Raw genomic sequence first — 13,078 nt, forward strand, 5'->3', positions numbered from 1 at the left:
AAGATGAATTCGCCACCGGCTGTGCAGATTGAAAATTTAACCCATGCCTATTTTACGAAAAAAGAAGAAGTGACGGCGATCCGTTCCGTTTCCTTTTCAGTGGATGAAGGCGAATTTGTCGCTCTCGTCGGCCCCAGCGGTTGCGGAAAAAGCACCATCCTTTCACTGATCGCCGGGATCTTCCCCGCGACCAAAGGCATAATCCGGCTGTTCGGCAAAAAAATTGACGGCCCTTCTTTTCGCACCAGCTACATGTTGCAAAAAGACGGACTGCTCGAGTGGAGAACTGTGGAACAAAATATGCTGTTCGGACTGCAAATTCAGGGTCAGGCCACCCCGGACAAAATCGCCAAGGCGAGGGATCTGCTGGAAAAAATGGGGCTAAAGCATGTCAGTCATCACTATCCGTCCCAATTATCCGGTGGAATGAGACAACGTGTCGCTCTGGTGCGAACCTTGGCCGTCGAACCAGATATATTATTGCTGGATGAACCTTTTTCCGCGTTGGATATCCAAAACAAAATCCTGCTCGAAGATCTGCTCGCCCGGGCGTTAAAGGAAGAAAACAAAACGGCGCTACTCGTCACACACGATCTGGAAGAAGCGATTGCCGTAGGTGACCGGATTCTCGTAATGGGCGGGCAACCGGGCGAGATCCGGCACCAGATCCATGTCCCCGAAGAACTGAGAAGTTTGCCGCCGCTCAAAGCGCGCAGCCATCCCGCCTTCCGGGTGATCTTTGAAGAACTTTGGAGGGAAGTGGAAAAACCGTGAAATGGATAAAAAAAGGCGCAGCCAGTCCGGAACACGCCGCCTATCTTCGTCGCCTCTACATTCGCACTGTCTGGATTTGGCTGATTCGCCTTCTTCTGTTGCTCGGCTTGATCTGGGGATGGGAATGGGGAGCGAACAACGGCTGGATTGATCCTTTCCTCTTCAGCAGTCCGTCCCGCATCTGGGAACAGGCAAACCAGCTGGTCCAGTCCGGTGCGCTTTTTCATCACATCTTTATGACATCAGCGGAAACGATCGCCGGTTTTATCCTGGGCACGGCCAGCGGCGTCGCTCTGGCAACGCTCATCTGGTCCTCTTCTTTCCTGTCCCGCGTGCTCGATCCTTATCTGGTCGTGATCAACAGCATGCCCAAAGTAGCCCTCGGTCCCCTTTTTATCGTGACAATGGGAGCCGGGTTTCCCTCGATTCTCGCCATGGCGATCGCCATCACGATCATCATCACCACTTTGGTAATCCATACCAGCTTTCAGAGCGTCGATGAGAGCTATCTGATCCTGGCGCGGTCTTTTGGCGCCACTCGCGCTCAGATTTTCCGCACCATTATCTTCCCCGCCAGTATACCGGACATCATCGCCGCTTTAAAAGTAAATGTCGGCTTGTCCTGGGTCGGCGTCATCGTCGGTGAATTTCTGGTCTCCAAAGAAGGACTAGGTTATTTGATTATCTACGGCTTTCAGGTATTCAATCTCAATTTGGTCATGCTGAGCCTTGTGATCGTGGCGATTATTGCGACGATTATGTACCAGCTGATCGCCTGGGTCGAGCAAAAATGGGGACGCCGCCACAGCTGATCCGTTTAAACATTGTCGCTCCATTTTATGCAAATTGTGTTAAGATTAAAAAGGAAAAATCTACTTCTTTCATTCAAGGAGCGAACAACTGATGAAAGTGAAGCTGACCGGACTTATCCTCATTCTTGCAGGGATATTGCTCATGTTGATCAAATCGGATCTGGCTTCGATCACATCTCTTCTCACCTGGCCTTTTATTCTCTTTTTGCTCGGCGCCATTCTCATGTTTTTTGCTTTGTCCAAGCGAAATCATGTTCTTACCCTGTGGACCGGCCTGATCACCGCTCTGGGCCTCTCCATCTGGGGAATAAAATATGTCGACGGATGGCCTAAACATTGGAGCCTGTTGCTTGTGTTATTTGGGATTGCGGTACTGTTTTCCTTCTCCATTTCCAAAAACCACATTACGGGCATTGTCGGGGGCATTATGGTGATTACCGGGATTTTTGCCTATCCTGGCATTGCCAATCTTCCGGTCATCTCACCCATCACCTCGATTCTGCACGGAATCTGGCCGGTTTTTGTCGTTATTCTCGGCTTGTTCCTTGTCACCAGAAAATAATTGGGGCATAGTATATAGATACTAGATACTCAAAATTTCTCATCGGAGCGAAGCAAATGATATCCATACGAACACCGGAAGAAATTGCGCTCATGCACAAAGCAGGCAAACTTCTTGCTGCCTGCCATCGGGAACTGCGCAAGCGGATCCGTCCGGGGGTGACCACCTGGGAGATCGACCAATGGGTGGAAAATTACTTGATGCAGCATGGAGCCACTCCCGAACAAAAAGACTATATGGGTTACCCATACGCTACCTGCGCCTCGGTCAATGATGAGGTGTGCCACGGATTTCCGCGCAAAACCCCGCTTGCTGAAGGAGATATCGTCACCATCGACTTGGTCGTCAACTTAAATGGCTGGCTGGCCGATTCAGCATGGTCCTATGCTGTCGGAAAAATCTCCCCTGAGGCGCAGAGGCTGTTAAAGGCAACAAAAGAAGCGCTTTACCGTGGAATTGCCAAAGCGCGTTCAGGCAATCGCATCGGCGACATTTCCCACGCGATTCAGACATATGCCGAATCTCAGGGACTTTCCGTGGTGCGCCCTTTCATCGGCCACGGAATCGGCAAACATATACACGAAGAACCCGAAGTTCCCCATTACGGCCCTCCCGGACAAGGACCGCTCATTCAGGAAGGCATGGTGTTCACGATCGAGCCGATGCTGAACCTCGGTTCCCATCATGTCAGGCTGATGCCGGACGGCTGGACGGCCAAAACGGTGGATGGCAGCCTGTCCGCACAATATGAACACACCATTGCCATCATGCCGGAAGGCCCCCTCATCTTAACCGCACAAGACGAGTAAAAGCCCGGATCACCGGGCTTTTACTCGTTATTGCTCTTTGTCTCAGCGATCCCCTGCCAGCCACTCAATCGTATTTACAGCCAGGATGGAATCGTCATAATCGTACCAGTTCGGGTGTAAGCTGTCACCGGGATTCCCTGTGCCATCATCATACAAGGAGGAGTCACCAAGAGCCGCAAAACGGCCATTGCCATAGGAACCGTGGATATGAAACGGATCAGCGTTCAGATAGATATCTTTTACGATGCTGCTGTTGCTTGTCCCGACTTTGATTGTCGTACCACCCCAGCACCCGACTGCAGAGACGCCGGAAGTGACGGGAGAATTGCGTATATCGGTAATGGGATCCTTTGACAGCGAAGCATAGTTAAATGTGAAACCGAGCGTATTGACAAAGCTGTTGTAGATATCGACCGAATCGACACCGTCATTGTTCCGGTCGGAGTTATTGTGATCGGCGATGAAGTAGACCCCGCCTCCGTTTTGGATAAAACGGATGATGGCCGATTTTTCTGATGAACTGAAGTTTATATTCGGCTCCGGCAAAACCAATACATCATACTGGCTGAGCAAGGTATCCGTCAGTGAGGAAGCGGTTGAGGCCACGGTATAACCATCGCTCCGCAAGGCATCCGCCAATTCCGAATAGGCCCCGTTAATGGTCCAATCCGCATTTCCCGCCGTTTCACCATGCCCTTGATCAAACAGAATTTTCCCGGTGTAGGCTTGGGCCGATCCATGCATGACCAAAAAAGAGAATAAAACCGCAAGAGCCATCATCGCCAAGGATCTTGCCAGCCTCATTGTTCCAAACATTTTGATGCTCCCTTCTTGTTGTCTAAACCGAATTAAATTATACAAATATACAAATATTTTTCGACAAAAAAAGGCTGTTGACCTTCTTTGCCAACAGCCTTTTCGTTCACTTCACCTCAAAGGAAGTGATTAAATTCTTCTTCTCTTCAAACCGTTCCAGCGCCAGTTCAATCAAGCGGGAAATCAGTTCACTGTAGCTGATGCCGGAATGCTCCCACAGCTTGGCATACATGCTGAAAGGGGTGAAACCGGGCATAGTGTTGATTTCGTTGATTAATACTTCTCCGTTATCTTTGCGGATGAAGAAATCAACTCGTGCCAACCCGCTGCAATCAATCGCCCTGAAAGCACGGATGGCCAAATCGCGAAGCTTTTCGGCAACCTCCCCGGGCAAATCGGCGGGAATGCGCATCACCGATTTCCCGTCCACATATTTTGCCCGGTAATCATAAAATTCATTGGAAGAGACGATTTCCCCCGGAACCGAGGCTTTCGGCTCGTCATTTCCCAACACGGCCACTTCCACTTCATGGGCAGGGATAAACTCTTCCACAATGATTTTTCGGTCAAATTGTCCGGCCAGTTCAACAGCCTCAATCAGTTCATCCCGTTTTTTCACCTTGGAAATGCCGACACTGGAACCGAGGTTTGCCGGTTTCACAAAACAGGGGTACCCCAGTTCTTCTTCGATTTTCGCGATCCATTCCTCTTTCCGCTTTGCCCATCCGGATTTCAGGAAGGCCAGATATTTGGCTTGGGGAAGACCTTCGACGGCAAACACTTTTTTGGAAAATTCCTTATCCATCCCGACGGCGGAGGCAAGCACACCTGCACCAACATACGGGATTTGGGCGATTTCCATCATCCCCTGAATCGTTCCATCCTCTCCAAATGTACCGTGAAGAACCGGAAAAACCACATCAATTTTTCCCGGGCCGAAAAAGTCGAGGTCAGTCCCGGCATCTTCAACCACCTGTGGAAGGTTGCTGCCGATCTGTTCAATTTTTTCCGGCTCCAATTTTCCCTGCAACATGGGAAGAGACCTTTTTCCCGGATTAAAATGGCCTTCCCGGGTGATTCCAATGGGGATCACCTCATATTTTTCCGGATCGATGGCTTTAATCACCGATGCGGCAGAAGACAAAGAGACGTCATGCTCTCCTGATTTTCCCCCAAACAGTACGGCCACACGGATTTTCTTTCCCATCCACTCCCACCCTTTCCTGTGCACAGCATCCTGTTATCATGAGCCTTCGCTGTTTCCTGTTGTGCATTTCTCTATTTCTTTCCATAACTGTTCTTTACCATATGCAGTTTCGGATGAAAACAGAAGCAACGGGTCGCCCTGATGCAACTCCAGTCCTTCTCTCACTGCTTTTAAATGCTTTTGCCATTTTCCTCTGGAAATTTTATCTGCTTTGGTGGCCACAACGATAACCGGAATGCCAAAATGCTTCAAATATTGATACATATTCTGATCATCTGCTGTCGGCGGATGACGCAAATCGACCACCTGAATCACGCCTTTTAAGGTTTCGCGCCCCGTCAGGTAGGTCTCCATCATTTTTCCCCACGACTGGCGAACGCTTTTCGGCACCCGGGCAAAGCCGTATCCCGGTACATCGGCAAAGTACAATTGATCATTAATGCGATAAAAATTGATCGTTTGCGTCTTTCCCGGTTTGGAACTGGTACGCGCCAGATTTTTTCGTTGGATCAAACAATTGATCAACGAAGATTTTCCCACATTGGAACGCCCGGCCAGAGCGATTTCCGGCAGGGCGTCTTCGGGATATTGCGCCGGTTTGACGGCGCTGATCACAAACTCAGCTTTTTTTACCAGCATAAGGATCCCTCACTAACGCCAACTTCAGCACTTCATCCATGTGACTGACCGTCGTGAATTTGAGGTCCTTGCGGACACTTTTTGGTATATCTTGCAGATCTTTTTCATTATCCTGCGGACAAATCACATGTTTGATGCCGGCGCGGTGAGCACTTAATGATTTTTCTTTTAAGCCGCCAATGGGGAGAACCCTTCCCCGCAGGGTAATCTCTCCCGTCATCGCCACATCGCGCGAAACGGGGATGCCCGTCAAAGCAGAGACCAATGCGGTAGCCATCGTGATGCCGGCGGAAGGGCCGTCTTTAGGAATCGCACCTTCAGGGATATGGATATGAATATCATTTTTTTCATGGAATTCCGGGTCGATTCCGAGCTCTTCAGCTCTGCTCCGGATAAAGCTGAACGCCGCCTGTGCGGATTCCTTCATCACATCGCCCAGCTGACCGGTCAAAGTCAGCTTTCCTTTTCCCGGGAAAAGGGTCACCTCGACAGACAAGGTGTCACCTCCCGCTTCCGTCCAGGCCAATCCGGTAACCACACCGACCTGATCCGTTTCTTCCGCCCGGCCGTAGCGAAATTTTTCCGGTCCCAGGTAGGACTCGATATTTCGCGCTGTCACGACCACTTTCTTCTTCTCGCCAGCGACGATGTGCTTCGCTGCTTTGCGGCAAAGCGTTCCGATGGCCCGTTCGAGATTGCGGACACCGGCTTCTCTCGTATAGTTACGGATCAGTTTTAATACGGCGCCGGACTGGATTTGCAACTGTTCTTTGGATAAACCATGTTCCTCCAGTTGTTTCGGAAGCAAGTATTTTTTCGCGATCTCTTCCTTTTCGATTTCGGTATAGCCGGAGATATACAGCACCTCCATCCGGTCCAGCAGCGGACGGGGGATGTTATGAATCGCATTGGCCGTCGTAATAAACATCACTTTGGATAGATCAAACGGAATTTCGATATAATGATCGCTAAATGTATGGTTTTGATTGGGATCGAGCACTTCCAAAAGGGCTGCCGAAGGATCTCCGCGAAAATCCATCGACATTTTGTCGATTTCATCGAGCAAAAAAACGGGGTTGCTGCTTCCTGCCTGTTTCATTCCCTGAATGATCCGGCCCGGCATTGCACCGACATAGGTACGGCGATGCCCCCGAATCTCCGCTTCATCGCGCACTCCTCCGAGAGAAATGCGAACGAAATTCCTGTTCAGCGCCCGGGCAATCGACCGGGCCAGCGAGGTTTTTCCCACACCGGGAGGTCCGGCCAGACAGAGAATCGGCCCCTTCAATTTTTTCACCATCTGTTGAACCGCCAAATACTCCAATACCCGCTCTTTTACCTTTTCCAGACCGTAATGATCTTCGTCCAGGATTCTTTCCGCCTTGTCCAGGCTCAGATCATCCACTGTCTCTTTTTGCCAGGGCAAATCCAGCAACCAATCGATATAATTGCGAACCACACCGCCTTCTGCTGAGTTGGTCGGAATTTTTTCCAGGCGGTCGATTTCCTTTTCGATCTTCTCTTTTACTGAGTCGTCTGCTTTCAATTCGGCCAGTTTCTCGCGAAGTTCCTCCACTTCGCCGGTGCGTCCTTCTTTTTCTCCGAGTTCCTTTTGAATGGCCTTCATCTGTTCACGCAAGTAATACTCTTTTTGCGTTTTTTCCATCTGTTTTTTGACACGGGAACTGATTTTTTTCTCCAGTTCCAGCACTTCTTTTTCGTTGTGGATGATGGAAAGAAGCTTTTCCAACCTGGCCTGGATGTTCGTCTCCTCCAGAATCGTCTGCTTATCGGCAATCTTGAGAGGAAGATGGGAAGTGATCACATCAGCCAGGCGGCCGGGTTCCTCGATATCGACGACAACGGAATAGATCTCCGGCGAGAGCTTTTTGGACAAACGAAGGTATTGTTCAAAATGGTCCAATACCGCGCGCATCAGCGCTTTGATATCCTGTCCGCCCTCATCCTCACCTTCAAGCTCGAGGTAGCGAACAATGTAACACTCATCATCGCCGACAAATTCTTCGATACGCGCCCGCTTTAAGCCTTCGACGAGCACGCGAATCGTTCCGTTGGGAAGTTTAAGCATTTGGCGAACTTTTGCAACCGTTCCTATTTGATATATATCTTCTGGGGTTGGCTCTTCTATATGAACTTCTTTTTGCGTCGCGAGCAATATGAGATTATGATCGTCCACCATCGCCTTTTCCAAAGCCCGAACCGAACGTTCCCTTCCTACATCCAAATGCAATACCATAGTAGGGAAAACGATAAGTCCCCGTAACGGGAGTAAAGGCAATGTACGTTCCTCTTCTTTTACAGCCATATATGCACCTCCGTTGCTGTCAACAAGGAACTGATTGCAGCTTTGTTCGATTTTATCCTATTCGTTTTCTTTTGTCTATGACATCCTGCTCATGCCGGATTCCCTCAAGATCGGCAGGGAAACAGGGCAAAAGGTGACTCCGTCATCAGTTCCTTTTTATACAGGCGCAGACGTAGGAGTAAACAGGCTTGATGTTTCTCCCATACTCTCTTCCTCACCCGCGTCTGTCACTTCTGTCTCCTCTTTCTGAACGCAAGCCAACTTCATTACCGACTCAATGCGTTCGACAGGAATCACTTCAATCCCTTCCATCTTCTTAAAGATGGCCTGCATATTTTCCGCCGGGATCAGCACCCGTTTCGCCCCGGCTTGTTTGGCCGCTTCCACCTTGGCAATAATTCCGCCGACCGGTTTCACATATCCGTGAATGCTGAGTTCACCGGTCATCGCTAATTGATTGTCAACGGGGACTCCTTTGATCGCGGAATAAATCGCGGTCGCCATGGTAATCCCCGCAGACGGCCCGTCCAATGGGATTCCACCCGGAAAATTGATATGCAAATGATAATCTTCCGGACGTACGCCTGTGGTCCGCAACACAGTGATCACATTTTCCACCGACCCGCGAGCCATGCTTTTGCGACGCAATGTCCGCTGCTGGCTGGACATTTCCTCTTCTTCCACAACACCCGTGATTCGAATCGTTCCTTTCCCGGGAGATGCGGGAGAAGCTGAAACCTCAATTTCCAAAACCGTGCCCAGATGCGGGCCGTACACGGCCAGTCCCGTTGCCAGCCCCACTTGGGCGGTCGGAGGCATTTTTTGATTTGGACGGGGGTTCAGCTGGCTGCTGTTCACCACCCATTCCACATCATCCGCTTCCACCCGCGAACGGTTTTCCGACATGGCAAGTCCCACTGAGGTTTGCACAATGTTCACCGCATCCCGGCCATTCATCGCATATTTGGTGATAACGGAAATCGCTTCGGGTGTATAACCAAACCGGATGCGCTCGAGCGCCTGGGTGGCGATTTTTTCGATTTCCGTCGCCAGAAGCGGCCGGAAAAATATTTCCATGCAACGGGAACGAATCGCCGGCGGAATTTCTTCCGGTGTGCGGGTTGTCGCCCCGATCAGGCGGAAATCGGCCGGCAATCCGTTTTGAAAAATATCATGGATGTGGGTGGGGGTATTACTGTCTTCCGAACTGTAATACGCGCTTTCCAAAAACACTTTCCGGTCTTCCAACACTTTGAGCAGCTTGTTCATCTGAATGGGATGCAGCTCCCCGATTTCGTCAATAAACAGAATGCCGCCATGCGCTTTGGTTACGGCTCCGGGTTTGGGCTGGGGAATACCGGCCATCCCCATCGCCCCCGCTCCCTGGTAAATCGGATCGTGCACGGAACCGATCAGGGGATCGGCGATGCCCCGTTCATCGAACCTGGCGGTGGTGGCATCGATCTCAATAAATTTGGAGTCGCTGTTAAACGGCGATACGCTGCTTTTTTTCGCCTCCTCCAAGATCACCCGGGCGGCCGCTGTCTTTCCCACTCCCGGCGGGCCGTAAATCAATACATGCTGGGGATTCGGGCCGCACAGTGCTGCTTTTAAGGCGCGAATTCCTTCCTCCTGTCCGATGATCTCGTCCACTTTTGCCGGACGCGTCTTTTCGGCAAGAGGCTCAGACAAAGAAATCTGGCGCATGGACTTTAACTTTTCCATTTCTTTGCGTGCTTCTTTATCCAATGCACTTCGATTGGTTTGTTGGCTTTTTAAGAGGTTCCAAAAATAAATGCCGATAATGATGGAAAAGAAAACCTGTAAAAACATGAGTAATGCAGTCCAACTCATCTAGCCCATCCCTTTCCTGTTCCTGCAAAGTCCAATACTTTATCTTGTATTATGACCGTCAGGAAAGGGGGATAATCATCCGTTCGGGCCAAGCCAAAATGAACCAGCGGCTTTATCTTTTTTTCATATACATATCAAAAGCCCAATACAACATCGGAATAACCGGATAATCCCATTCTCCGACCAATTCACAAGCTTCCCCGCCGAAACCCAACTTGAAATGCAATAATTCAAACAAGGGGTTATTTTCATCCAAAACGGTGCTGACTCCACGGAAATCAAAGAGGCGATCCCCCTGCTGATAAGCATCCTGAATCATCTTCCAGCGCAGATAAACACTGGCCGGATCCGCGAGCGATTCGCCGTGACGGGCATTATAGAGGTCCCAAGTGTGCCCGTTTACCCTGACCGCGAGGGAGGCACTCAAGATTCTCTCACCCAAGCGGGCCAAGTACAGGCGCACGCGGTAAGGATTCTCCATAATCAGGGTTTCAAACATTCTTTCGAAATAGGAAAGACCCCGCACCTGAGATTTTTCCCGCTCTGCTGTGATTCGCAGCAAATGGTGAAATTGCGGCAAATCCTCTTCGGTTCCCAGGTAAACATGAATTCCTTCCTGTTCCGCTTGATGAATCTTGTTTTGCCATGCGGGATAAAATCCGGAATAGACTTGTTCCAAGGATTTTCCCCTCATGTTTAAACGAAAGACAAATTGCGGCTGAACCGTATCAAAACTGTCCTGTCCTTCATTTTTTCTCCAGCCGAGTTCGGCCAATTCCTGCTGTACATATTCCACATCATTAAAGATCTGATCAGGTCGAATATCGGTCAATTTTCGGTTTTTTAATCCATGTGACTGAAACTCCTGAATCGCTTGCATGATCGTTTGGCTGGACCACTTCTTTCGCACGAGCGGCGGGTCCATCTTCACAGTAAAAACATGGCGCTGTTTTAAATGGCTGAGAAGAGGCTCAAACCATTCGCTCAATTTGCGATTGGAGAACCAATCGATCATCGGTCCCCGCGGTATGTATGCCAAATATTTGTTTAATCCCGGCACTTTCCGATAAAGGACAAGCGCTCCGCCAACCATCTGTCCGTCCCCGGTAAACCATCCCAACAACTCGCTGGCCCATTTCCATTCTGCCTTCAAATCGGCCCATGAGGGATATTGCAGAAAGTTTCTATAAGGCTCTGTCTCCACAAAATTTAAATAATGGTCTCGATCAATAACCGATACTTGTAGCATGCAAAATTCCACCTCTTTGTTAACCGAAAGAGCAGCTCTGCCGCTTTGCCGGAGAACTGCTCATGATTTGACCTGAAACCACTACATTTTAACATACCATGAACGAAAGAAAAAAGCATCCGCCCAATCCCGGCAGATGCCAACAATTTCGTTACGCCGTCTCTTCTTTTTTGCTGTTGATGACGCGGCCTTCCTTTGTCATCAATTTGGGCGGCACACCATGCAAGACGGTATCTTTGGTAATTTGGCACTGAAGAACATCTTCGCGGGAAGGAAGCTCAAACATGACATCAAGCATAATGGTCTCGATGATGGCCCGCAATCCGCGCGCACCTGTTTTCCTTTTGATCGCTTCCTGAGCGATTGCTTCCAGCGCTTCCGTCTCAAATTTCAACTCGACGTTGTCCATTTCGAGAAGTTTTTGGTACTGTTTCACAAGCGCGTTTTTCGGTTCGGTCAAAATGCGAACCAACGCCGTCTCATCAAGCGGTTCCAGTGCGGAGATCACCGGCAGCCGTCCGACGAACTCCGGAATCAAACCGAACTTCAGCAAGTCTTCAGGCAATACCAATTTCAAGAATTCGCCCGGTTTCATGTTGACGCTCTGATGATCCATGCCAAAGCCGATTACCTTTTTGCCGATCCGGCGCTTGATGATCGTTTCCAGACCATCAAATGCTCCGCCACAGATAAACAAAATGTTGCTGGTGTCGATTTGGATAAATTCCTGATGCGGATGTTTGCGCCCGCCTTGCGGGGGAACGCTGGCCACCGTGCCTTCCAGAATTTTGAGCAGAGCCTGTTGAACTCCTTCGCCGGAAACGTCACGGGTGATTGACGGATTCTCCGACTTGCGGGCCACTTTGTCAATCTCGTCGATGTAGATGATCCCGCGCTCCGCTTTTTCGATGTCATAGTCGGCAGCTTGGATCAGCTTGAGCAGGATATTCTCCACATCTTCACCGACATAACCCGCTTCGGTAAGCGAAGTGGCATCGGCAATCGCAAACGGAACATTCAAGATGCGGGCAAGGGTTTGCGCCAATAGAGTTTTCCCGCTCCCCGTCGGACCGACCATCAGGATGTTGCTTTTGGAAAGTTCCACATCATCGGCCTTCTGAGAAGAGTTAATCCGTTTGTAATGATTGTAAACGGCTACGGAAAGCGCCTTTTTGGCCTTATCCTGCCCGATCACATACTGATCGAGAATGTTGCAGATTTCTTGTGGCTTGGGCAGATTTTGCAGATCGATTTCCTCTTCGTTGCCCAATTCTTCCTCCACGATCTCATTGCACAGTTCAATACATTCATCGCAGATATATACACCCGGACCGGCGACCAATTTTCTCACCTGGTCCTGAGATTTTCCGCAAAACGAGCATTTTAGTTGTCCTTTTTCTTCGTTAAATTTGAACAACTCTCTCACCCCTTTCCACTGGTCGTCATCACCTTGTCGACAATCCCGTACTCCTTTGCTTGCTGTGCGGTCATGAAGAAATCGCGATCGGTATCCCGGGCGATCTTTTCCAGTGGTTGTCCTGTGCGCTCCGCCAAAATGCGGTTGATCTGATCTTTGGTCCGCAAAATCCAGTCAGCGTGGATTTTTATGTCCGATGCCTGCCCGCGCGCACCACCCAGCGGCTGGTGAATCATCACTTCGCTGTTGGGCAGGGCAAAACGTTTCCCTTTCGTACCGGCGGCGAGAAGAAAAGCGCCCATGCTGGCGGCAAGCCCGACACAAATGGTGGAAACATCGGGGCCGATATGGTTCATCGTGTCAAAAATCGCCATTCCAGCCGTTACAGATCCGCCGGGAGAATTTATGTACAAATGAATGTCTTTCTCTGGGTCTTCCGCACTCAAAAAGAGCATTTGCGCAACTACCAAATTGGCAATGTTGTCGTCAATCGGGCCTCCCAGAAAGATGATCCGGTCTTTCAGCAAACGGGAATAGATATCATATGCCCGTTCTCCACGGTTCGTTTGTTCCACGACCATTGGCACCAAAGGCATCGAAAACACCTCATTTC

General features: G+C 49.9%; 12 protein-coding genes. 4 read left to right on the forward strand and 8 right to left on the reverse strand.

What is annotated here, in order from left to right:
• Nucleotides 1-3 precede the first annotated feature (3 nt).
• The 4 genes from I8U18_RS05360 (at nt 4) to map (ending at nt 2,957) form a co-directional block, all read left to right on the forward strand.
• Nucleotides 4-774, forward strand: a complete 771-nt coding sequence (locus I8U18_RS05360; protein ID WP_033099240.1) for an ABC transporter ATP-binding protein — start codon at nt 4-6, stop codon at nt 772-774.
• Nucleotides 771-1,586 (forward strand): ABC transporter permease, encoded by an 816-nt coding sequence (locus tag I8U18_RS05365; protein ID WP_370589211.1) that lies wholly within the window; start codon nt 771-773, stop codon nt 1,584-1,586. Before I8U18_RS05360 ends, I8U18_RS05365 begins: the two co-directional genes overlap by 4 nt.
• Before the next feature lie 91 nt (nt 1,587-1,677).
• Nucleotides 1,678-2,148 carry a hypothetical protein gene (locus I8U18_RS05370; RefSeq protein ID WP_033099241.1) on the forward strand — a complete coding sequence of 157 codons (471 nt, stop codon included), beginning with the start codon at nt 1,678-1,680 and terminating at the stop codon, nt 2,146-2,148.
• A 56-nt stretch (nt 2,149-2,204) separates the two neighbouring features.
• Nucleotides 2,205-2,957, forward strand: coding sequence for a type I methionyl aminopeptidase (gene map / locus I8U18_RS05375; protein WP_033099242.1), 753 nt, complete (start codon nt 2,205-2,207; stop codon nt 2,955-2,957).
• A gap of 42 nt (nt 2,958-2,999) precedes the next feature.
• Here map and I8U18_RS05380 read toward each other — a convergent pair whose 3' ends face one another.
• The 8 genes from I8U18_RS05380 to clpP all read right to left on the reverse strand — a co-directional run bounded on the left by I8U18_RS05380 (nt 3,000) and on the right by clpP (nt 13,061).
• A complete protein-coding gene (locus I8U18_RS05380; protein ID WP_052153866.1) occupies nt 3,000-3,773 on the reverse strand; it encodes a Gldg family protein in 774 nt (257 codons plus the stop codon).
• A gap of 106 nt (nt 3,774-3,879) precedes the next feature.
• Nucleotides 3,880-4,980: a D-alanine--D-alanine ligase gene (locus tag I8U18_RS05385; protein WP_198064537.1), complete on the reverse strand. Its 1,101-nt coding sequence runs from the start codon at nt 4,978-4,980 to the stop codon at nt 3,880-3,882.
• Nucleotides 4,981-5,016: 36 nt separating this feature from the next.
• The gene (gene yihA, locus I8U18_RS05390; protein ID WP_198064538.1) at nt 5,017-5,619 is read right to left on the reverse strand and encodes a ribosome biogenesis GTP-binding protein YihA/YsxC; all 603 of its coding nucleotides are present in this window, start codon (nt 5,617-5,619) and stop codon (nt 5,017-5,019) included.
• Complete coding sequence (gene lon, locus I8U18_RS05395; RefSeq protein WP_033099245.1) at nt 5,600-7,945, reverse strand: endopeptidase La; 2,346 nt, start codon at nt 7,943-7,945, stop codon at nt 5,600-5,602. The genes yihA and lon overlap by 20 nt, the downstream gene beginning before the upstream one ends.
• Nucleotides 7,946-8,101: 156 nt before the next feature.
• Nucleotides 8,102-9,799 (reverse strand): ATP-dependent protease LonB, encoded by a 1,698-nt coding sequence (gene lonB / locus I8U18_RS05400; protein ID WP_198064539.1) that lies wholly within the window; start codon nt 9,797-9,799, stop codon nt 8,102-8,104.
• A gap of 112 nt (nt 9,800-9,911) precedes the next feature.
• Entirely contained in the window at nt 9,912-11,048 is a 1,137-nt protein-coding gene (locus tag I8U18_RS05405; protein ID WP_198064540.1) for a lipid II:glycine glycyltransferase FemX, read from the reverse strand.
• Between the two features lie 151 nt (nt 11,049-11,199).
• The gene (gene clpX, locus I8U18_RS05410; protein ID WP_198055044.1) at nt 11,200-12,465 is read right to left on the reverse strand and encodes an ATP-dependent protease ATP-binding subunit ClpX; all 1,266 of its coding nucleotides are present in this window, start codon (nt 12,463-12,465) and stop codon (nt 11,200-11,202) included.
• Nucleotides 12,466-12,470: 5 nt separating this feature from the next.
• Entirely contained in the window at nt 12,471-13,061 is a 591-nt protein-coding gene (gene clpP, locus I8U18_RS05415) for an ATP-dependent Clp endopeptidase proteolytic subunit ClpP (RefSeq protein ID WP_033099249.1), read from the reverse strand.
• Nucleotides 13,062-13,078: the final 17 nt, after the last annotated feature.

This window comes from Thermoactinomyces sp. CICC 10522, from assembly GCF_016055075.1.
Taxonomy (GTDB): Bacteria; Bacillota; Bacilli; order Thermoactinomycetales; family Thermoactinomycetaceae; genus Thermoactinomyces_A; species Thermoactinomyces_A daqus.